This window comes from Ferrimonas balearica (assembly GCF_019802085.1).
Lineage (GTDB): Bacteria > Pseudomonadota > Gammaproteobacteria > Enterobacterales > Shewanellaceae > Ferrimonas > Ferrimonas balearica_B.
This window is the reverse complement of the sequence record NZ_JAHVHV010000001.1, coordinates 1496801-1518475: the sequence shown is the minus strand read 5'-3', so window position 1 is coordinate 1518475 and position 21675 is coordinate 1496801. Positions and strand designations below refer to the sequence as shown.

Genomic DNA, 21675 nt, shown 5'->3' with positions numbered 1-21675 from the left:
GCCCTGGGGCGGCCTGGGTTGAACAGAGTCGCTTACTGGGCTTCTTGCAGACGCTTGTACCAGCGACCGTAGAGCAGGATCCCCAACGCGGAGAGGCTGCCTACCGCGGCGATGAAGTACCAGGCGAAACCGATGTTGTGCATGTCATAGAGGGTCTGGGTCAGCACCAGGGGATCCTGTCCGGTGAACTCCACCAGGCGCATAAAGGCTTCCCCTTCCGGGATGGCGGCGATGCTGGCCGAGTCCATCCCCTTGTCCGCCAGCATCAGGCGGGAGAAGCCCTCTTTGGAGGCGTACATCTCGTAGAGCTTCGGACCCCAGTAGCCCTCGATGCCCCAGCCGATCCCCTGGGGCAGCATCACGAAGCCCAGGTACATCGCTTTCTTGCCCGCCGGGGCGATGTTGCCCATAAATTCGTTCTTCTTGGGGCTGATCATCATCTCACCCAGGCTGAACAGGGCGATGGCAAACACCATGGCCCAGGCAAAGTTGGACGCGCCGATGATCAGAAACGCGATGATGCTGGCTACGGCCCCGGCCAGCATGGCGGACATGATGCGAAACTTGGCGGTGATGGCGGCAATCAGGAAGCAGCTGGTCATGATCATGCCGGCGTTGAGGTTCAGCATCCCCTCGGGCATCACCTTGGTGCCGCTGTTGTCCAGGCCCAGCCAGAACTGGGCAAAGCCGTTCTGGGTGCCTTCGGGGCCAAAGAGATCCCGGACGATGATGCTGGTGTCCACCCACTCGCTGATGTGCACCGGCAGCACGTCAAACAGGGCGTTGAACAGGAACCAGAAGCCGGAGAACACCACCATGTACCAGAACACGATGGGCTTTTTCAGTTCGCGCCAAGCGTCCTTCCACAGGGCCTCCTGCTCAATCTCACCGGATTTGATCTTGGCCTGTCGGGCCAGGCGCTCCTCCTTGCCCGGCTCCTTGTAGGCCAGCAGCATCAGGAAGTTCAAAGCGATGATGGCGGCACAGGCGAAGAACACGTTGTCCCAGGAGAGCTGGCGCAGGTGCACCGCCATCAGCGGGCCGAGGAAGCCGCCGATGTTGACCGTCTGGTAGAAGATCCCCCAGGCCATGGAGGCGTTCTCCTTGCGGGTGGCCAGCACCAGGGTGCCCTGGATCCCGGGCTTGAAGATCCCGGTGCCGATGGCCAGCAGCATCGCGCCCATCAGGAAGCCGTAGAAGCTGGGGAAGAAGGCCATCACCAGGTAACCGGCGATCTTGAGCACCGTGGAGGCGAAGATGGTCTCCTTGTAACCGACCCGGTCGGAGATCCCGCCGGTGAACACCGGCACAAAGGTTTGCAGCAGCGCCCAGATCATCAGGATGATGCCGAAATCCCCCATGGTGATCCCGAGGCCCCCGGCGGAGGCGGGGGCCTTGGCGTAGAGGGCGGCGGAGCTTTTCACGCCGTAGTAGGCCAGTCGCTCAATCAGCTCCATGCCCCCCACCAGCCAGAACACGTAGCTCAGGCTGGCGATGGAGGCCCAGAGGCCAAACTGCTTCACTTCCTGTAAATCATTGGTTGCTTGCGTATTGGTGTTGCTCATGCGCTGTATCGTTGTTGTTATCAGGATGCGCCACAGGCTACAGCAAAGTGACATTGAAGCAAAATCAGCGAGGCGCGTGGGCGCGTCGCGGCGCTGGCCTGGTGCCGGGGCATCTGGTAAAACCAAGGCCAAGGTATTGAAAGGGATGCAGTATGTCTCAACAAGCTCGCCATAACGCCCGTCAGGCGGCCTTAGCACACGTCTCAATGCTGGCCCGGGCAGAGCGGAGTCAGGCCCGGGCGGAGACAGCCCACCTGCTGGCCATGAGCCACGTCTGTCCCGAGCGCTGGGCCCAGTGCCGGGCCCATCTGCTGAGCCAGGGCGCCATCGCCCTGCATTTTCACCCGGACCGGCCCGGTGCCGAACACCCCAGCGTGGTGGCGGGACTGGACGCGTGCGGGCACTACCTGAACCAGTTCGAGTCCGGCCTCTCCAACGGCTTGCTGGATCCCAGCCCAGACGGGCGCCGCGCCCGCTGGGAAGCCGATCTGTTCGGGCCGGAGTACGCCCGCCGGGTGCAGTACGCCGAGCGGCCCAAGTACGGGGCCTGGCACCTGTGGCCCCACAGCGATGGCCCGGCCCCACGATTTGGCTCCTGCTACCTGCGCCTCAAACCCAGCGTGAACGCCCGGGCCACCTTCTGCTGGGGCGACTCCCACCGTCAGCCCCGGGTGCGCGGCACCCTGGCCGAACCCGATGCCCTGCTGGCGGCGATGCTGATTGAGTGCTTCGAGCGAGGGACGGTGCTGGGCGCCGAGGGACTCTCCCTGGCCAGCCTTATCGAGGGGCTGAGTGCGGACAACCCAACCCGCTGGCTGGACGGTCGCCCCGGGGGCAACCTGGATTTCTACATCGAAGCCCAGGTGCACGGCCCGGTGAGCCTCAGCCGGGATGTGGAGGCCCTGGTGGCCGACCCCAGCTTTATCGGCACCGAAATGGGCCAGCGCATGGAGGGGCTGGCCCGGCGCTACGGCTTTCCCCTGCATTGGCACCCGGGCTACCGCCTGCGCCCGGACAGGGTGCCCATGGATAAGCGCGGGCCCGCCATGCCGGCGGTGGCGCAACAGGTGGCGGAACTGGGGGCGCAGTTGGGGCAGGGGCCCTGGGTGGATGCGCACCACCTGGGGCTGGCCCTGGCCCAGAGTACGAAAAACCCCAGTGCCTGGGGACACTGGGGCGAGCCGCCGGAGCAGCTGATGAAATGGCTGTGGCACCTGTTGGTGATGCTGGGGCGCTAGAGCACCTTCTTTTCCATCTCCAGCCCCTGCAGGGCGATCACCGCCTGGGTGCGGTTGCGCACCCCGAGTTTGCGGAAGATGGCGGTGGCGTGGGCCTTGATGGTGGCCTCGGAGACCCCGAGATCGTAGGCGATCTGCTTGTTGAGCATCCCCTCGGCGAACATCTGAAGCACCCGGTACTGCTGGGGAGTGAGCTCCGCCAGACGGGCGCCAATGTCGTCGCCGCTGCCGTCCTCTTCCACCCAGTGGGCCATCGCCGCCGGCAGATAGGTGTCGCCCTCCAGCACCACCTGGATCGCCTCGGCCAATTGCTCGGGATCCGAGGACTTGGGGATGAACCCCTGGCAGTCGTAGGAGAGGGCCTTGGTCACCGTGGTTTGGTCTTCGTGGGCGGAGATCACCACAACCGGCACCGCGGGGTAGTGGCTGCGCAGATGAATGAGGGTGGAGTAACCGTGACTGCCGGGCATCTCCAGGTCCAGCAGCACCAGGTCCGGCAGCTGGTGTTTCAGCTTGGCTTCGAGGGAGTCGGCGCTGTCGGCCTCGTCCCAGCGGGCGTCGATGCGGCCCGCCAACGCCTGTTTCAGGGCACTGCGAAACAGCGGGTGATCGTCGGCGATCAGGATGTGCAGCTCGGCTTGGTCCATTGAGTCGGCTCTGTCTTGGTTATCGCATTCTTATTGTTATGGCCTTTACTCTATGAAAAATAACGATGTGATAAAAGTCACCCCGGCAAAAAGCCGGGGTGAGATCGCGGTCACTGTGTTGTTTTGAGGCCTTAACCGAGCTGTCGACGGTCCCGGCTGGCGGCCGCCAGGTCCCGCAGCAGCTGCTCGGAGTCGGCCCAGTTGAGGCAGGCGTCGGTGATGCTCTGGCCGTAGGTCAGCGGTTTGCCTTGCTCCACCGTCTGGTTGCCCTCCACCAGGAAACTCTCCGCCATCACCCCGGCAATGGCCCGGCCGTGGGGCTGGGTCATCTGAGTCATGATGTCCTTGGCCACCTCAAGCTGACGCTTGTGTTGCTTCTGGCTGTTGCCGTGGGAGAAATCCACCACCAGGTTGGGCACCACGCCGTAGCCCTTGAGCTGCTCGTGGGCGTCGCTGACGTGCTCCGCCTGGTAGTTCGGCTCCTTACCGCCACGCAGGATGATGTGGCCGAAGGGGTTGCCGTGGGTGCGGTAGACGCTCATATGCCCGTCTTTGTCCGGCGAGTAGAAGATGTGCGGCTCGCGGGCGGCCCGGGCGGCGTCCACGGCGATCTTGATGTTGCCGTCGGTGCCGTTCTTAAAGCCCACCGGGCAGGAGAGGGCGGACGCCATCTCCCGGTGGATCTGGGATTCGGTGGTGCGTGCCCCGATGGCGCCCCAGGTGATGAGATCGGCGATGTACTGGCCGTTGACCATGTCGAGGAACTCGGTGGCGATGGGCAGTTGCAGCTCGGTGATGTTGACCAGCAACTCCCGGGCCAGGCGCAGTCCCTTGTCGGCGCTGAAGCTGCCGTCCAGATCGGGATCCGAGATGAGGCCCTTCCAGCCGACGATGGTGCGGGGCTTCTCGAAGTAGACCCGCATGACGATCAGCAGATCCTCTTTGAGCTCCTTGTGCATCTTGGCCAGGTGTTTGGCGTAGTCGATGGCCGCGTGGGGATCGTGGATGGAGCAGGGGCCGATGATCACCAGCAGGCGGGGATCCTCGCCACTCAAAATCGCCTCAACCTGTCGGCGGGCCTGAACCAGGGCCTCGGCGGCCTCGTCACTCAAGGGGTACTCCGCGGCCAGCTCAGCGGGGGAGATCACCTTGGTCAGCAAAGTGGTGCGTAGTTCGTCAGTCTTAATGGTCATGAATTTACATCGGCCCAATGGGGCAATCGCGCCGCATAGGCGAGGGGTCGCGCGGCAAATGAGGTTGAGTATACCGAATTTCGCCGGAGGGTGAGCGGCTCATCGTCGCCCTATGGGGGGGATTTCGCTGTAACTTTGTGCAGTTAGTAGCAAATTGCCGGGGCCGCCAAAGGGCGACCCCGGCCGGGGGCGAACGCTCAGAACATTTTCCGTTCCAGGCCGGTCAGGGAGAGGATCTTGGTGGCGATCTCTTCCACCGAGTGCAGGGTGGTGTTGATGTAGGGGATCCGCTCCTTCTTGAACATCATCTCCACCTCCTTTACCTCCATCCGGCACTGGCGCAGCGAGGCATAGGTGCTGCCCTCCAGACGCTGGTTGCGGATCTCGTGCAGGCGCATGGGGTCGATGGTCAGGCCGAAGATCTTCTTCTTATGGGCCTTCAGTTCCGCCGGCAGACGGAGGTTGTCCATGTCCTCGGCGATAAAGGGGTAGTTGGCGGCCTTGATGCCGAACTGCATCGACAGGTAGAGGCTCGACGGGGTCTTGCCGCAGCGCGACACCCCCACCAGGATGATGTCCGCCCGGTCGAGGTTTTTCATGGTGATGCCGTCGTCGTTCTCCATGGCGTAATGGATGGCGTCGATGCGGTCGTTGTAGGCGGCGTTGTCGATGGAGTGGGTGCGGTGAATTTTGGGTTCCGCCTTGACCCCCAACTGCTGCTCAAGAGGGGCGACAAAGGTGTTCAAAAAGTCATAATCCAGCGCTTCGGAGCTGTAGATGATGGCGCGGATCTCCGGATTGACGATGGAATGGAACACCAGTGGCCGCTCGCCTGTGGTAATAAAACAGTCATTGAGTTGCTGCTTTACCTCTTCCGCCTTGGTCAAAGTTTCAACGAAGGGAATGGTAATTTGTTCAAATTCAAACGGGAATTGTGACAGCACGGCATGACCAAACACTTCTGCTGTGATGGCCGTACCATCGGAGATATAGAACACCTTACGTCCCATTTTTGACCTCATGTCGTAATAAAATTACAAATAGAATTAGCGATTTACGCTCCGCGCGTCCACAGTGTAAAATGCCGTCGCCCCGACAGGAAGGGGCCGAAAATAAACCGAGGTTGTGAGGATAGAACAGTGACCCAATACGTACTCTGGTACCAGGAACTTGGCATGCACGATGTCAACCGGGTAGGCGGCAAAAACGCTTCCCTGGGGGAAATGATCAGTAACCTGGCCAACGCTGGTGTACAGGTACCCGGTGGTTTTGCCACCACCGCTGAGGCATTCAACGAGTTCCTGGAGCAAAGTGGACTCAACGAAAAGATCTACGCTCTGCTCGACACCCTGGATGTGGACGATGTGAACGCCCTGGCCGAGGCCGGCAAGAACATCCGTCAGTGGATCATCGACACCCCGTTCCAGCAGGAACTGAACAGCGCCATTGAGCAGGCTTACGCCGAGCTCTCCAAGGACGGCGGCGATGAAGTGTCCTTCGCGGTACGCTCCTCTGCCACGGCCGAAGATATGCCCGACGCGTCTTTCGCCGGGCAGCAGGAAACCTTCCTCAACGTGCGTGGCATCGACGCGGTCAAGCTGGCCATCCACCACGTGTTCGCCTCCCTCTTTAACGACCGTGCCATCTCCTACCGGGTGCACCAGGGCTACGACCACCGCGGTGTGGCTCTGTCTGCCGGTGTCCAGCGGATGGTGCGCTCCGACAAATCCTCCTCCGGTGTGATGTTCTCCATCGACACCGAGTCCGGCTTCGAAGACGTGGTCTTCATCACCTCCGCCTACGGCCTGGGCGAGATGGTGGTGCAGGGCGCCGTAAACCCGGACGAGTTCTACGTCCACAAGCCGACCCTGGCCCAGGGCTTCAACTCCATCGTCCGTCGTAACCTGGGCTCCAAGCTGATCCAGATGACCTACTCCGACGATCAGAGCCACGGCAAGCAGGTGCAGATCGGCGACGTGCCTGCCGAGCTGCGCGGTCAATTCTCCATCACCGACGAAGAGGTGATGGAGCTGGCCAAGCAGGCGGTGATCATCGAGAAGCACTACGGCCGCCCGATGGACATCGAGTGGGCCAAAGACGGCCTGGACGGCAAGCTGTACATCGTACAGGCCCGCCCGGAGACCGTGCGCTCCAACGAAGACGCCCAGGTGATCGAGCGCTTCACCCTGGCCAGCCGCTCCGACGTGCTGTGTGAAGGCCGCGCCATCGGTCACAAGATCGGTGCCGGTACCGCCAAGGTGCTGGCCTCCATCGAAGACATGGACAAGATCCAGCCCGGCGACGTGCTGGTGACCGATATGACCGACCCGGATTGGGAGCCGATCATGAAGCGCGCTTCCGCCATCGTCACCAACCGTGGCGGCCGGACCTGTCACGCGGCCATCATCGCCCGTGAACTGGGGATCCCGGCGGTCGTCGGCTGTGGCAACGCCACCGACGCCATCGCCCACGGCGCCACCGTCACCGTCTCCTGCTCCGAAGGGGACACCGGCTTCATCTACGACGGTGAGCTGGGCTTCGACGTGACGCAATCCCGCGTGGATTCGCTGCCCGAGCTGGCGATGAAGATCATGATGAACGTGGGCAACCCGGACCGCGCTTTCGACTTCGGCCGTCTGCCGAACGAAGGCATTGGCCTGGCCCGCCTGGAGTTCATCATCAACCGCATGATTGGCGTGCACCCCAAGGCGCTGCTGAACCTGGAAGACCAGGACGCCGGCACCAAGGCGGAGATCGCCGAGATGATGCAGGGCTACGCCGATCCGCGTGAGTTCTACATCGCTCGCCTGGCCGAAGGCGTGGCCACCCTGGCCGCCTCCGTCTTCCCCAAGCGCATCATCGTGCGCCTGTCCGACTTCAAGTCCAACGAGTACGCCAACCTGGTGGGCGGTGACCGCTACGAGCCGGAAGAGGAAAACCCGATGCTGGGCTTCCGTGGTGCGTCCCGTTACATCGACGACAGCTTCCGTGACTGCTTCGCCCTGGAGTGTGAAGCGATCAAGCGGGTGCGCGGCGAGATGGGCCTGACCAACGTTGAGATCATGATCCCCTTCGTTCGCACCGTGGGCGAAGCGGAAGCGGTGATCGCCGAGCTGGGCAAAAACGGCCTGGAGCGTGGCAAAGACGGCCTGCAGGTGCAGATGATGTGCGAGCTGCCCTCCAACGCCCTGCTGGCGGACCAGTTCCTGGACCACTTCGACGGCTTCTCCATCGGCTCCAACGACATGACTCAGCTGACCCTGGGTCTGGATCGCGACTCCGGCATCATCAGCCACCTGTTCGACGAGCGCGATGCGGCGGTCAAGGCGCTGCTGTCCATGGCCATCAAGGCCTGTAAGGCCCGCGGCAAGTACGTCGGGATCTGTGGTCAGGGTCCCTCCGACCACGAGGACTTCGCTCAGTGGCTGGCGGAAGAGGGGATCGACTCCGTGTCCCTGAACCCGGACACCGTGGTGGACACCTGGCTGTACCTGGGTAAATCCCTGGCCAAATAAGCCCGCCCAATAACGTCATAATTCCTTGACGCCGAAGAAGCCGCTCCCAGAGCGGCTTCTTTTTCTTTGTCCGGACCTTGGGGCACAATGACCGGATACGCGTAACAGCAAGGAAGAGTGCATGATCCCCGCTTTGGATCCGCAAGCGGTATTGGACCCCCAGTACCGGGATTATCTCGGCGCCCTCAAAGGCGCCGGTTTTCGAGGCGAGGTGGAAACCCGCTACGGCCACCGCCTCAGTCTGGCCACCGACAACAGCGTCTACCAGATGCTGCCCCAGGGCCTGTTGTTCCCCCTAGACGCCGACGACATCCAACTGGCCCTGCGCCTGGCCCAGAACCCCGAATTCCAGTCCCTGACCTTCTCCGCTCGCGGCGGCGGCACCGGCACCAACGGCCAGAGCCTGAACCGCGGCATCATCATCGACACCAGTCGCCATATGCGCGCGGTCACCTCCGTGGACGCCGAGGCCCGCCAGGCGGTGGTGCAGTGTGGGGTGATCAAGGATCAGCTCAACGACGTGTTGCGTCCCCATGGCCTCTTCTTCTCGCCGGATCTCTCCACCTCCAACCGCGCCACCCTGGGGGGGATGATCAACACCGACGCCTCCGGTGCCGGCTCCCTGGTGTACGGCAAAACCTCGGATCACGTGCTGGCCCTTCGCGCCATCCTCGACGACGGCAGCGAGCTTATCACCGGCCCCTGGGACGCCCAGGCGCGGGCCAAGCTCACCGGCCGGGCCCGGGAGCTGGCCGAAACCGTGCTGGCCCTGTGCAAGGAGAAACAGGGGCTCATCGAAGCCCGCTTTCCCAAGCTCAACCGCTTCCTGACCGGCTACGATCTCAAGCACGCCTACGATCCGGACACCGACATCCTGGACCTCACCCGACTGCTGTGTGGCAGTGAGGGCACCCTGGCCTTCGTGGTGGAGGCCACCTTGGATCTGGACCCCATCCCCGACACCCGGGTGCTGGTCAACATCCAGTACGACAGCTTTGACTCGGCCCTGCGCCACGCTCCCGAGCTGGTGGCGGCCCAGGCCACCGTGGTGGAGACCATCGACGCTACTGTGCTGAACCTGGCCCGGGAGGACGTCATCTGGCACACGGTGGCGGCGTTGGTCGAGCCCGAGGGGGCCGACGACGCGGGCCGATTCGATGGCATCAACATGGTGGAATTCGCCGGCGAGGGCGAAGCGGTCGAGCAAAAGCTGGTGGCCCTGCTGGCGCGACTGGACAGCGGCGACAATGCCGCGGTGCTGGGCTACAAGCTGTGCCGCGACGGCGGCAGCATCGGCCGGGTCTACGCCATGCGCAAAAAGGCGGTGGGGCTGTTGGCCAACGCCAAGGGGCCACGTAAGCCCCTGGCCTTTGTCGAGGACACCGCGGTGCCGCCGGAGAAGCTGGCGGATTTCATTGCCGAGTTTCGTGCCCTGCTGGACGCCGAAGGGCTGCAGTACGGCATGTTTGGCCACGTGGATGCCGGGGTGCTGCACGTGCGTCCGGCCCTGGACCTGTGCGACCCCGCCGATGAGCGTCAGCTCAAGCAGCTGTCGGACAAGGTGGCGGAGCTGACCCGCCAGTACGGCGGCCTGATGTGGGGCGAGCACGGTCGTGGCGTGCGCTCCGAATACGGCCCGGCGGTGTTTGGCGAGCTGTTCGACGACCTGCGTCGCATCAAGGGCTGGTTTGACCCGGACAACCGCCTAAACCCCGGCAAGATCTGCACGCCGCTGGAAAGCGAAGCGGTGCTGTACCCGGTGGAGTCCCCCACCCGGGGCGCCTTTAACCGCCGCATCAGCCCGAAGAGCCGGGACGAATACGAGCGGGCGATCCGCTGCAACGGCAACGGCCTGTGCTTCAACTACCAGGTCGACAGCCCCATGTGCCCCTCCTACAAGGCCAGTGGTGACCGGGTGGAGAGTCCCAAGGGCAGGGCGGAGCTTTACCGCGCCTGGCTGCGCTTGCTGGCCCGGGAGGGGGTGGACCTGGCCCAGTACCCGCCACGACCGGCGCCGCTTTGGCAGCGGGTGCGCAACCAGTTTGCCAAAGAGGTGGACTTCTCTCACGAGGTGCACGCCGGGATGCTCAGCTGCCTGGCCTGTAAAGCCTGCTCCGGGGCCTGCCCGGTGAAAGTGGACATCCCCACCCTGCGGGCAGAGTTTCTGCACCACTACTACGGCCGCTACCTGCGTCCGCTGAAAGACCATTTCGTGGCCAACCTGGAGGACAGCCTGCCGCTTCAGGCCCGCTTCCCCAAACTGGTCAATGCGCTGAGCCAGAACGGCCTTTCCCGCTACTTGCTGCGTCACCTGGTGGGCTACGTGGACGCCCCGGCTCTGACGGTGCCCACCCTGGCCGAGCGGGTCGGGACCAAACAGCCGACCACCTTGGCGCAGCTGGAGCGGACCCTGGAGCGGGCCAGCAGTGAGCAGCGGGCCAACATGGTGCTGCTGGTGCAGGACCCCTTCAACAGCCACTACGATGCGGCGCTGGTGGAGAAAGGGCTGGCCCTGCTGGCCCGCTTGGGTTTCGAGCCGCTGCTGGTGCCCTACCTGCCCAATGGCAAACCGCAGCACATCAAGGGCTTTTTGGACCGTTTCCGCCGTACCGCGCTGAAAACCTCCGCCGCCCTGACCCGACTGGCCCGCTTCAAGGTGCCCATGGTGGGATTGGATCCGGCCCTGGTGATGACCTATTCCGACGAGTACGTCACCATCCTCAAGGAGGAGCGGGGCGACTTTGAGGTGGAGGTGCTGCAGCAGTTCCTGGCCCGTCACCTCGACCGCTGGCCCCAGCGCAGCGACAGCCACCGGGCCTTTCGCCTGATGGGCCACTGCACCGAGAACAGCGTCCGGCCCGCCGGCGGTGTCGAGTGGCAGCGGGTGCTGGCTCACTTCGGCGGTGAGCTGAAACTGGTCAGCCTGGGGTGTTGCGGCATGGCCGGCACCTACGGCCATGAGGTGGCCAACCTGGACCGCAGTCGGCAGCTGTTTGACCAGAGCTGGGCACCGGAGTTGGCCCGCGAAGGGGGCGAACCCCTCTCCAGCGGCTACTCCTGTCGCAGCCAGGTGAAACGGTTCGGCCTGACCGCCCTGCGCCACCCCCTGGAGGTGCTGCTGGAGCTGGTGGACGGTGATTGAGCGCCTGGCCAAGCAGATCGGCGAGCACCCCAAGCTGGACAGCTGGGATCCGCCCCTGTGCGGCGACATCGACATCGAAATTGACCGCGACGGGGTGTGGCACTGTCAGGGCAGCCCCTTTTCCCGGCCCGCCCTGGTGCGGCTGTTTGCCTCGGTGCTGCGCTGCGAAGCCGATGGCCACCACTACCTGGTGACCCCGGCGGAGAAGTGGCGGATACGGGTTCAGGATGCGCCCTTTTTGATCACCGAGGTGACCGAGCAGAACGGCCGCTGGTGGCTTCACAGTCCCCTGGGGCTGCGCTGCCCGGTGAGCGAAGACCATCCCTGGCAGCTGCGCGGCGGGATCCCCTATGTTCGGCTTTGGCACGGCAACCTGGGGCGCATCGCCCGGCCGCTCTACTACCGTTTGGCGGAGCAGGCCCTGGAGCGGGATGGTCAGTATGGCCTGATGTTGGGGGCCCACTGGTGTCCCCTGGGGGAGGCGCTATGAATCGATGCTGGATACTGGGGCTGGGACTGATGAGCGGGTCCCTAAGCGCCAATGAGCTGCCACCCCTGCCGGAGCCGGTAAGCAACAACGCGGTGGCCCAGGTGACCACAGAGCAGGGCACCTACCTGGTTTCCCTGATGGGACTGGGGGCACAGAAGACCCACGACGCGGTGCACAACCGGGTGTGGCGACTCAAACTGGGGGAGGGGGCCTGGCAAGCGGGCGCACCGGTGCCCTCGGTGCTGCCGCTCAAAGGCCGCCTGGCGGCCACGGCCACGGCGATGGCCGGGGAGATCTACCTGTTTGGTGGCTACACGGTGGCCGAGGATCACACCGAAATCTCTGCCCCGGACAGCTACGCCTACAACCCGGAGACGGACCAGTACCGCCGCCTGGCGGACATGCCGGTGGCGGTGGACGACAGCGTGGCCCTGGCCTACGGCGACCGATACATCTACCTGGTCAGCGGCTGGCACCAGGATGGCAACGTCAACCTGGTGCAGCTGTACGACCGCCAGACCGATCGCTGGCGCCAGGCCTCGCCCTTTCCCGGTGCGGCGGTGTTCGGTCAGGCCGGCGCGTTGGTGGGGGAGACGATGGTGATCTGCGACGGCGTCAAGGTGGTGGCCCAGGTCAGCCAGCGACGCCGCTTCGCCGCCTCTCCTGAATGCCATCTGGGGATCATCAATCCGGCGGATCCGGCCAAGATCCAGTGGCAGGCGCTGCCCCATCACAGCGGTACTGCCCGCTACCGCATGGCGGCGGTGGCGGACGGCAACGGGGTGCGCTTTATCGGCGGCTCGGACAACCCCTACAACTACAACGGCATCGGCTACAACGGTACGCCGGCCAAGCCCAGTGATCGTTGGGATCGCTTCGACATCGACTCGGGGCAGTGGCAGAGCGGGCAAACCGGCGCCCAGCCCACCATGGACCATCGCGGCGCGCTGGATCTGGGCAGCCACTGGGCGATCCTGGGCGGCATGGGGCCGCAACAAAAGGTGCTCAAACGGGTGACGCTGGTGGAGAAACACTAAAACGCCCGGCCATCTCTGGCCGGGCGTTTTAGGTTCGCTTGAACAGCGTAAATTCGGAGACAATGAATTTCGCTGGAACGTTCGGGGAAAAGTGCTAACTCGACTCACCAGGCAAATGTGAGTCCCGTCCCGTTCTGGATGCATTGCATTCTAGGTGCGCTTGCGCTGGGCCAACAGCGAAATAAAATGACTTTCATATGAACGCCATTAATCCGAGGCCCCCATGCTGAGCAGCGCCATCCTCTCCTCCATGCACGTGTTTGCCAGTGCCGCCCGCCACATGAGCTTCACCAAGGCGGCCGAAGAGCTGCATCTGACCCAGAGCGCGGTGAGCCACCGCATCAAGAAACTGGAGGAGCAGCTGGGGTTCAAGCTGTTCCTGCGGTTTAACCGCCGGCTGCAGCTGACCGAGCAGGGCCAGGGTCTGATGGCAGTACTGGACCAGTCCCTGGGGGGGCTGGATGCGGCGATCCGCGACATCCGCCAACAGGAGTTCACCTCCACCTTGAGCATGGCGGTGCCCCACAGCTTCGCCCGCTGCTGGCTGTCGGAGCGACTGGGGGATCTGCACCGGCGCTATCCCAAGATGACGTTGCAGGTGCGGGCCCAGAGCCGCTCTACCGACTTTCAGCATGAACCGGTGGACGTGGCGGTGTACTACGACCGCCCGGATCGCTCTGGCCTCTACCAGCACGATCTCTTTGGTGAGACCCTGGTGCCGGTGTGCAGCGCCGACTACGCCGACGCCCACAACCTGTGGCAAAACCCCGATGCCCTGGGGGATTGCCTGCTGCTGCACGATGAGACCGCCTGGCAGGGCACCGGCTTCTACACTGAGTGGCAGTTCTGGGCCCAGAAAGCGGGGCTGGATCCCTTGCAGGTGACTCGAGGCTTCGTGTTTAACCGTGCGGACCTGGCCTATCGGGCCGCCATGTCCGGTCAGGGGGTGGCCCTGGGGCGTTGGCATATGGTGGCCCCCCAGGTGCGCAACGGCACCCTGGTGGTGCCCATCGATGCCTTTGTCGATGCCGAGCAGCACTATCTGGCGGTTTGCCACCCGGACCGGGTGGAGGTGCCGGCCATCAAGGCGGTGCTGGAGTGGCTCGATGAGATGGCCCGGGCCCACCTGGAGCAGCTGGCCCACGAGCGTCAGGCGCTGCCGTTCGAGCCGGCCTGAGGCGCTGGTCGGGCCTCGTTGCTCGCCCTTGGCGGGTATCCTTGGCGGGCTAAAACAGGACCTATTGGACACATACTTTATGAATCAAACCCTTAAACCCAGCGATATCCCCTCCAACCTGAGCCTGGTGTGGAAAGGCTTCGTCAAGCGTTGCGAGCAGGGCGCCCTGCCGGCCATGGAGGTCAAGGTGGAAGGGTTTCGGTTTGATGCCAGCAAACGGCGCCGTTACAACGCGTTTTGCGGATTCGACGCCGACACACTGCCGCTCTCCTACCTGTTCGTGGCCACCCAGCCCATCCAACTGGTGATGTTGACCGACAAGGAGATGCCGGTGCAGCCCCTGGGAATGATCCACCTGGGGGTGGGCTTCGAGGTGCTCACTGAGATGGACGCCGACGGCGTCTACGACGTGGTGATGAAAGTGGGCGAGCAGGGCACCACCGAGAAGGGCCTGGAGTTTGAACTGGTGGGCGAGTTCTACCAGGGCGAAACCTGCTGTGCCCGCTACACCAGCCGCTGCCTGCTGCGCCTGCCAGCCGAAGGGGGCCGACGCCGCCGCCGGGCCGGGGCCCGTGCCCCCAAGGTGGAGTACGATTGGCAGACCCTGGAAACCCTGGCCCTGGCGCCCCAGGTGGCCCGTGGTTACGCCCGGATCTCCGGCGACTACAACCCCATCCACCTGCACCGCATCACCGCCAAGCCGTTCGGTTTCGACGCCCCCATCGCCCACGGCATGTACATGGTGGCCAAGATGCTGTCGGCGGTGAAAACCCCGCTCAAGGGTGCCAGCTTCGACTTTAAGCGCCCGGTGCTGATGCCCGGTACCGGCACCATCGAGCGCGATGGCCGCGCCCTGCGTCTGGCCAATAGCGCCGGCAAGCCCCTGGTGGAAGCCACCCTCGACGCCGACTGACGCTGACGCTTTGATTGACCGCGCCCGGCCCAATGGCCGGGCGTGGTGCGTTTGGGTGGCAAAAAGTAAGGGCGCCGATGGCGCCCTTGGTTTGGGTGGGCTGTGGGGCAGCCCGGCTTGGGAGTGAGCGCCTCAGTTGCACTGATGGGGGTAGGGCACGTTGTCCACGTACTCGGCCGAGCAGCTGCTGTCACAGGGGCTGCACAGGCCACGCTCGGGACGGGAGATGTCGTGGCAGAAGGCGCAATCGATGCCCGTGGTGCCCTTCTCGACGTGGTTGTGCATCTTGTCCCAGGTGCGGGGCAGGTTCTTGGAACCGTCGTGACACTGGTTGCAAACCTGCTCCTTGGGCCCCTTGAGGGCATAGCCCATCTGGTCCAGCAGGGAATCGGTGGTCAGGTCCAGATTGGTTTGGTGGCACTGCTCACAGGCCGCCACATCGCTGGCGGGGTTCACCCCGTGGTTGATCATCTGGAAGGTGTCGGTCTCCACCCACTCGTAGGGCTCATTCACCGGGTAACCCATATTGACCAGACCGGACTCGGTGGCCTCCACGGCGTCACCGGACCCTTTGAGGTAGACGAAGGTGTCCAGGGCGATCAGACGCTGGTCTGCACTGGTCATCGGTTGCAGGGCGGTCTTGTACTTGAAGGGCACCAGTTTGCCGTCGTCCACGCCGCCGATGGGCCGCGAGGTGGGGTAGCGACCGGTGTCTGGATCCACCACCGCGGGGTCTCCCAGCAGGTAGTTGTCGCTCTGGCGATTCCAGAAGCGCACCAGCGGCAGCTGATTGGCGGCCTTGTCGGTGTGGGGGTGGCCAGGCCCGGAGACGCCGTCGGCCGGGGTGCCGTCGTGGTGGAACTGCCAGTCCCGATGCATCTCGGTGGGCACGTGGGCGGGATCCCCCAGGTCCTTGGCGTAGGTGGGGATGTGGCAGGATTGGCAGGCGACCCGCGGCACGTGGCGGTCCGGCTCGCCCCGGCGTCCGGAGCTGGCGTGACCGACACCGGAGTCCATGCCCTGGTGGCAGGTGGCGCTGGCGCAGGTGATCTCAGCCCCGCGGACCACGTCGTCGGTGGGCCGCAGATCCGAGCCTTTGCCGATCACCCGATGGTTGATGAACTGGTGGCAATCCTGGCACTGGAGATTGGCGCCGGTGACGTTCATGTGGACATCAAAATGGGCGTCACCGTTGGCCATCAGGGCGGAGGAGAGATCCCCCCGTTTCACCCCATCGCCACCACCGGCATAGGCGTGGCACTTGAGGCAGTTGGTGCGGGTCGGGGGGGCCAGGTTCTGCACGTAACCATCCAGCACCGCACTGTCGGTGCCCTCAGCCGGCCCCAGACTGCCGTCAGGCAGACGCACCCGGTTCAGGGCGTAGTCGGCGTTGTGGCACATCAGGCAGTCAACGTTGGCCACGGTGTCGCCCTCACCGGGCTTGATGCCCCGTCCGGCGTGGCAGGAGCCGCACACCGGCCAGTCGCCCTCGATGTTGATGCAGTAGCTGTTGACGGCGTTGGTCAGCTTACCCTGTAGGGTACCGCCCTGGTTGATCATGTCCGGGGTTTCGCCGGTCCACTGGTAGTGGGTGGAGCCGAACATCTCGTCGTATTGGAAGCCGCCTTCGCCGCCGTCGTGGCAGTTCTGGCAGGCGGTGGGGTAATCCCCCCAGGTGAGGGCGGCGTGGGGGTTGTCCGCGCTGCAGCCCCCCACAGGTTCGATGGCGCACTGTCCGCAGCTGTTGAGCTGCCACACCGCCGCATCGTTGTCGTTGCAATCCTGGGTCGACCGGTATCCGTCACCGTCGTTGTCGACCGGTTTGGCCGCCTGCGTGGCAAACGCCAGCAGGAACAGGGCCAGGCATCCAGTGAGTCGTTTCATCATCATTCTCCGTTATGGGTGTTCTGACTCGGCCGAATTCCCTTTGTCTGTGACTCCCGGTTGCCTGGTCTGACGCCGGGCCTGAACGGGGCCGGAGCAGGCGACGGCGTCGCTGCCCAAGGTCCGGCCCTGCGTTGGCCTGTTGGCAAGAGTGAGTGGAGTTCGCCCGCAATTTCAGCCGGGTCGTAAGTGTTGGATCTTTCGGGTTTTCTAATTCTCCAATGGCTAATTTAGGCAACTTAAAATTAGCAATTTCGCTACCTTTGGTTGTGATGGTGATCACGAAAGAAAAATAAGCCGTTCAAATTTTGTCCTTGCCCTGAAACGCCCGTGGGCGTAGGGCGTTATGCCTTTGCTGTTGGCCTGAGAGGGGGATCAAAAAAGGCGCTTGAGAGGGAGAACAGGCTGTGCAAATTGCCCTGACACGGGGGCAAGAGGAAGGCCAATAGCCCTTAGTTGTATCGAAATGCCGTTCGGTGCTGAAGGCGGGCTTAACCGACGGTTAACCGGACATGGGCGAGCCGCTCACACTGGGATATCCTACCCCTGACACCCCCTATCAAGGATTTCGATGCTGACCCCCACGCTGCGCTGGCTTTGGCGCTTTTTACAACCCTACCGACATCGTGTGCTCCTGGCCCTGGCGGCCCTGATCGTGGGCTCCGCTTCCTGGCTGGTGCTGGGCCAGGGGGTGCGCCTGCTGGTGGACCGCGGCTTTCTCTCCGGCGATCCCAGCCAGCTCAATGGCCTGATGCTGCTGGTGCTGGGGATCAACCTGGTGGGGGGCATGGCGGTTTTCCTGCGCTTCTACCTGATGACCTGGCTGGGGGAGCGGGTCAGCGGCGACATCCGAAAAGCGGTGTACGATCACCTGCTGGGGCTGTCGCCGGATTTCTTCGACACCACCCGCACCGGCGAGGTGATCTCCCGCTTTACCGCCGATACCACGGTGCTGCAGACGGTGGTGGGGATGAGCCTCTCCATGGCGTTGCGCTCCGCCCTGACCCTGGTGGGGGGCGTTGCGATGATGGCCATCACCAGCTGGCAGTTGACCCTGGCGGTGCTGGTGGCGGTGCCCGTGGTGCTGGGCCCCATTGCCTTTTTCGGTCGCCGGGTGCGGACCCTCTCCCGAGCCAGCCAGGACCGGGTGGCCCAGTTGGGGGCCACGGTGGATGAGACCCTCCATGAGATCCAAACGGTGCAATCCTATGGCCACGAAGGGCGGGATCGTGCCCACTTCGCCGAGCAGGTGGAGGCGGTGATGAGCACCGCAGCGCGGCGGATCCGTTACCGCTCCGGGCTTATTGCGGCGGTGATGATCCTGTCGGTCACCGCCATCACCCTGGTGAGCTGGCTGGGGGCCCTGGAGGTGATGGCCGGCACCCTGACCGCCGGTCAGCTGACCGCCTTTATGTTCTACGCGGTGCTGGTGGCTGGCGCCGTCGGCACCCTGAGCGAAGTGATTGGCGAGATCCAGCGCGCGGCGGGAGCCAGCGAGCGGCTGCAGGAGATGATGGCGGTGGTACCGGCCATCGCCGCCCCGTCCAAGCCCAGTGCGCTGCCGGAGGCGGCCCGCAGTGCCATCGGCTTTGAGAACGTGACCTTCGCCTACCCCAGTGCACCCCAGCTTCCGGTGCTGTCGCAGGTCAATCTGACCATCGCCCCGGGGGAGCGGGTGGCCCTGGTGGGCCCCAGCGGCGCCGGCAAGACCACGCTGTTCCAGCTGCTGAAGCTGTTCTATCGCCCCCAGCAGGGGCGGGTGTGCCTGGGGGATGTGGACACCGCCGAGGTGGATCCGGCCCAGTGGCGCCAGCAGTTTGCCCTGGTGCCCCAGGAGCCGGTGATCTTCGCCACCTCGGTGCTGGAGAACGTGCGCTACGGCCGCCCCGAGGCCAGCCTGGCGGAGGTGGAGGCGGCCTGCCGCGCTGCCCGGGCGGACGAGTTTGTCAGAGCGTTGCCCGAGGGGTACGACAGTTTCCTGGGGGAGCGCGGGGTGCGTCTGTCCGGGGGTCAGAAGCAGCGCATTGCCATCGCCCGGGCCATCCTGGCGGACCGGCCGATTTTGCTACTGGATGAAGCCACCTCGGCACTGGATGCCGCCAACGAGGCCCAGGTGCAGGCCGCGCTGGAAACCCTGATGGCCGGGCGCACCACGGTGATCATCGCCCATCGTCTGGCCACCGTAGTGGGGGCCGACCGCCTGGTGGTGCTGGAGGGGGGACGGATCCGGGCCACCGGCAGCCACGACGCCTTGATGGACCAAAGCCCGTTGTACCGGGAGCTGGCCCAGCTGCAGCTGATGAAAACCGGCTAACCGAGCTTGTCTCCGTCCAGCTGGGGCTGGTCGAAGTGGAAGTTGAGGCGCTGACGGTAGAACCACAGTCCTAGCAGGGCGAGGGCAAACAGCGCCGCCATCGCCAGCTTCATGCTGTTGTTGAAGGCCATAAAGTAGAGGGCGTTCAGCCCCACCGCCACCACGCAGCTGTGTCGGGGCAGGCGGTGGAGTGCGACGGCGGAGAGGGCCAGCACCATGGGGGCCCCCAGCCCCACCATGCGCCACACATCGGTGGCCAGGACCACCTGCATCGCCGCCAAAAGCGGCAACAGGCCCATCCAGCGCAGCCGGCCTGTGCTCTGGCTCAGCCCCAAAAGGAAGAGCACCCACACCGGGCCGAAGGTGGCCAGAGTGAGCTTCAGTGCCCCCAGCAGACCGCCCCAGTAGCCATAGACGTAATGCAGCCAGTCCAGGCTGTAGAAACCGGTGTAGGTGGTCAAGTCCGGGGTGTTGTTGAACAGCCAGCCGGAGCGGATAAACAGGTGCAGGGCGATAAAGGTCACCAGCAGGGCGGCGGTGGTGAAGAGCGCCTGGCGCCAACCCTGGTCGCGCCAGGTGACGAAGGCCCAGGTGGGGATCAGCAGCAGGCCGATGTTCTCTTTCACAAAGCAGGTGAGGGCGATAAGCAGCCAGAGGCGGACAAAGGCGCCGCGGTGGATCGCCATGCAGCCAAGCAGGATCCCCAGGTGCTCCGCCAGGCCCACGTGCATGACGTTGTGCAGGTTGAACACCCCGGGGTAGGAGAAGATGAACAGCAGGCAGGCGGCACTGCTGGCGACCCAGCTCAAGCCCAGAGTGCGACGCAGCCAGAGATAGAGCAGGGTCAAAAAGGCGCTGTAGCAGCCCAACTGCAGCAGGGCGAAGCTGTCCATCAGTGGCAGGCCAACCCCCCGGCTCAGGGCCGCGGCCAGGTAGGGCACCGCCACCCGGTAGCCCCAGGGCGCGGCGGTGAACTGGCCGGGGTTTTGGGCCATGGCCAGGTAGCGCTCGGCGTCGCCGAAGGAGAAGGGCTGGGTGATCGCCACCATCAGCAGCCCCACCAGGGTAAAAAGCGTGGCCAGCGCCAGGATCTGCAGCAGCACCCGAAGTCTCGCCGGGGCGCCCGAGAGGGTAGGCGGTGCTGGCGGCAGGGGGGGCGAGACGCGCATGGGCTCAGGCCTGTTTGAGATCCAACGCCTGGCGCCGGGCGGCCCGGTAGCTGTCGAAGGCGGCGATCAGCATCTGGGCATCATCCTGAGTGGGGGCCCAGCCCAGCTCTTTTTGGGCGGCACAGATGTCCAGTACGCAGGTTTCATCGGCGATCAGGTACTGTTCCGGGTCCATCAGCGGCCGGCCCAGGCGATCCAATCCCGCCAACACCCCCTTGACCAGCCGGGCCGGGGTGGGCAACAGGAAGGAGCGGCTGCCCGCATGGTCGATCAGGGTGCGCAGCAGGGCGTTGACGGTGGGGGGCTCGGCGGAGCCAAGGTTGAACGCTCGGTTGGGGTACTGATTGTCCACCGCCGCCAGGCAGGCATCGGCGCAGTCGGACACCGAGATGAACTGGTAGTGGTTGCGGCCATTGCCGATGGTGGGCACCGGCAGGTTGAGCTCCACCAGGCGGAACAGCCTCTCCAGGATCCCAAGCCGGCCCGGACCAATGATCAGCCGGGGCCGGAACAGGGTGATCCGCCAGCCTGCCTTTCGGCGCTGCTCGCACAAGAGCTCGGTGTGGTACTTGGCCTCCCCGTAGGGCCCCAGGGGTTCCCTGGGGTGGGACTCCGGCCGGGGGTGGATCCGGGTGTGGCCGTACACCATGTCGGTGGTGAAGTAGACCAGGCGGTGACAGCCACGGCTGTCCAGGTAGGCCAGCACATTCTGGGTGCCCTGGTAGAGCACCGACCAGAAGTGATCCCGACGCGCCCCCCTAGGCAGGATGGGCATCAGCAGACGGGCGGCGAAGTGATAGACGTGATCCTCAGGTTGCACCTTAAGGCGTGCCAGGGTCTGGGGCAGACGCACATCGATGGGCACAAACTGCACCAGGGGGTTTTGGTAGATGGGCGAGTCGGCGCTCTGCTTGATGTCCGCTACTATCACCGACGCCTGGCGGGCCAGCAGCTTCTGGCACAGTTCGGTGCCCAGAAAACCGTCCCCACCCAGGATGATGTGCCTCATTGGCGGGCGCTCCTAATTGCGGGCCACGATGGCCACGCCGGTACAGATGAACAGCACGCCCAGGACGCGCCACAGGTTGACCCCTTCGGCCAGCACCCAGTAACCGTAGGCGGTGGTGAGCACGAAGGAGAGGCCGAGGAAGGGGTAGGCGTAGCTGATCTCCACCTTGGAGAGCACGTAGAGGTGGGAGAACATGCTGATCACCATCACCACCAGTCCACCCATCACGTAGCCATTGAACATCACCGCCCCACCGATGGTACGCAGTCCCTGGGCACTGAGCTCCACCGGCCCCACCACCGTCATCCCCTTTTTCAACAGGATCTGGGAGAGGAAGTTGGTGAACACGGTGAAGAGGATGGCGGGGATGTAGACGGACATG

General features: G+C 64.3%; 16 protein-coding genes. 8 read left to right on the top strand and 8 right to left on the bottom strand.

Annotated elements, in window-relative coordinates:
• Positions 1-32: 32 nt before the first annotated feature.
• The gene (locus tag KUV81_RS07045; protein ID WP_222543127.1) at positions 33-1565 is read right to left on the bottom strand and encodes an MFS transporter; all 1533 of its coding nucleotides are present in this window, start codon (positions 1563-1565) and stop codon (positions 33-35) included.
• Positions 1566-1717: 152 nt separating this feature from the next.
• Between KUV81_RS07045 and KUV81_RS07040 the strand changes: the two genes are divergently transcribed.
• The gene (locus KUV81_RS07040) at positions 1718-2803 is read left to right on the top strand and encodes a DUF3626 domain-containing protein (RefSeq protein ID WP_222543126.1); all 1086 of its coding nucleotides are present in this window, start codon (positions 1718-1720) and stop codon (positions 2801-2803) included.
• Here KUV81_RS07040 and KUV81_RS07035 read toward each other — a convergent pair.
• From KUV81_RS07035 to KUV81_RS07025, 3 genes are all read right to left on the bottom strand, one after another.
• A complete protein-coding gene (locus KUV81_RS07035) occupies positions 2800-3450 on the bottom strand; it encodes a response regulator (RefSeq protein WP_222543125.1) in 651 nt (216 codons plus the stop codon). The two genes, KUV81_RS07040 and KUV81_RS07035, sit on opposite strands and share 4 nt — an antisense overlap.
• A gap of 131 nt (positions 3451-3581) precedes the next feature.
• Complete coding sequence (locus KUV81_RS07030; protein WP_222543124.1) at positions 3582-4643, bottom strand: 3-deoxy-7-phosphoheptulonate synthase; 1062 nt, start codon at positions 4641-4643, stop codon at positions 3582-3584.
• Positions 4644-4840: 197 nt separating this feature from the next.
• Entirely contained in the window at positions 4841-5653 is an 813-nt protein-coding gene (locus KUV81_RS07025; RefSeq protein WP_222543123.1) for a pyruvate, water dikinase regulatory protein, read from the bottom strand.
• Positions 5654-5782: 129 nt separating this feature from the next.
• Between KUV81_RS07025 and ppsA the strand changes: the two genes are divergently transcribed.
• The 6 genes from ppsA to KUV81_RS06995 all read left to right on the top strand — a co-directional run bounded on the left by ppsA (position 5783) and on the right by KUV81_RS06995 (position 14917).
• On the top strand, positions 5783-8158 hold the full coding sequence (ppsA, locus tag KUV81_RS07020) for a phosphoenolpyruvate synthase (protein ID WP_222543122.1): 2376 nt from the start codon (positions 5783-5785) through the stop codon (positions 8156-8158).
• Positions 8159-8279: 121 nt separating this feature from the next.
• On the top strand, positions 8280-11300 hold the full coding sequence (locus KUV81_RS07015; RefSeq protein ID WP_222543121.1) for an FAD-binding and (Fe-S)-binding domain-containing protein: 3021 nt from the start codon (positions 8280-8282) through the stop codon (positions 11298-11300).
• The gene (locus tag KUV81_RS07010; protein ID WP_222543120.1) at positions 11293-11790 is read left to right on the top strand and encodes a DUF1285 domain-containing protein; all 498 of its coding nucleotides are present in this window, start codon (positions 11293-11295) and stop codon (positions 11788-11790) included. Before KUV81_RS07015 ends, KUV81_RS07010 begins: the two co-directional genes overlap by 8 nt.
• Complete coding sequence (locus KUV81_RS07005; protein ID WP_261389212.1) at positions 11787-12827, top strand: Kelch repeat-containing protein; 1041 nt, start codon at positions 11787-11789, stop codon at positions 12825-12827. The genes KUV81_RS07010 and KUV81_RS07005 overlap by 4 nt, the downstream gene beginning before the upstream one ends.
• Positions 12828-13050: 223 nt before the next feature.
• The gene (locus KUV81_RS07000; RefSeq protein WP_222543119.1) at positions 13051-14004 is read left to right on the top strand and encodes a LysR substrate-binding domain-containing protein; all 954 of its coding nucleotides are present in this window, start codon (positions 13051-13053) and stop codon (positions 14002-14004) included.
• Positions 14005-14083: 79 nt separating this feature from the next.
• Positions 14084-14917, top strand: a complete 834-nt coding sequence (locus tag KUV81_RS06995) for a MaoC family dehydratase (RefSeq protein WP_222543118.1) — start codon at positions 14084-14086, stop codon at positions 14915-14917.
• Between the two features lie 132 nt (positions 14918-15049).
• Here the strand turns inward: KUV81_RS06995 and KUV81_RS06990 are convergent, their stop codons facing one another.
• The gene (locus KUV81_RS06990) at positions 15050-16801 is read right to left on the bottom strand and encodes a hypothetical protein (RefSeq protein WP_261389211.1); all 1752 of its coding nucleotides are present in this window, start codon (positions 16799-16801) and stop codon (positions 15050-15052) included.
• A 571-nt stretch (positions 16802-17372) separates the two neighbouring features.
• Here KUV81_RS06990 and KUV81_RS06985 point away from each other — a divergent pair.
• Complete coding sequence (locus KUV81_RS06985; RefSeq protein ID WP_222543116.1) at positions 17373-19115, top strand: ABC transporter transmembrane domain-containing protein; 1743 nt, start codon at positions 17373-17375, stop codon at positions 19113-19115.
• On the opposite strand, the gene KUV81_RS06980 is transcribed toward KUV81_RS06985, so the two are convergent.
• From KUV81_RS06980 to KUV81_RS06970, 3 genes are read right to left on the bottom strand one after another with little or no spacing between them, the layout of a single operon-like run.
• Positions 19112-20284: a hypothetical protein gene (locus KUV81_RS06980; RefSeq protein ID WP_222543115.1), complete on the bottom strand. Its 1173-nt coding sequence runs from the start codon at positions 20282-20284 to the stop codon at positions 19112-19114. The genes KUV81_RS06985 and KUV81_RS06980 overlap by 4 nt on opposite strands.
• 4 nt (positions 20285-20288) lie before the next feature.
• Positions 20289-21293: an NAD-dependent epimerase/dehydratase family protein gene (locus KUV81_RS06975; protein ID WP_222543114.1), complete on the bottom strand. Its 1005-nt coding sequence runs from the start codon at positions 21291-21293 to the stop codon at positions 20289-20291.
• Between the two features lie 12 nt (positions 21294-21305).
• Positions 21306-21674 carry a transporter gene (locus tag KUV81_RS06970; protein WP_222543113.1) on the bottom strand — a complete coding sequence of 123 codons (369 nt, stop codon included), beginning with the start codon at positions 21672-21674 and terminating at the stop codon, positions 21306-21308.
• Position 21675: the final 1 nt, after the last annotated feature.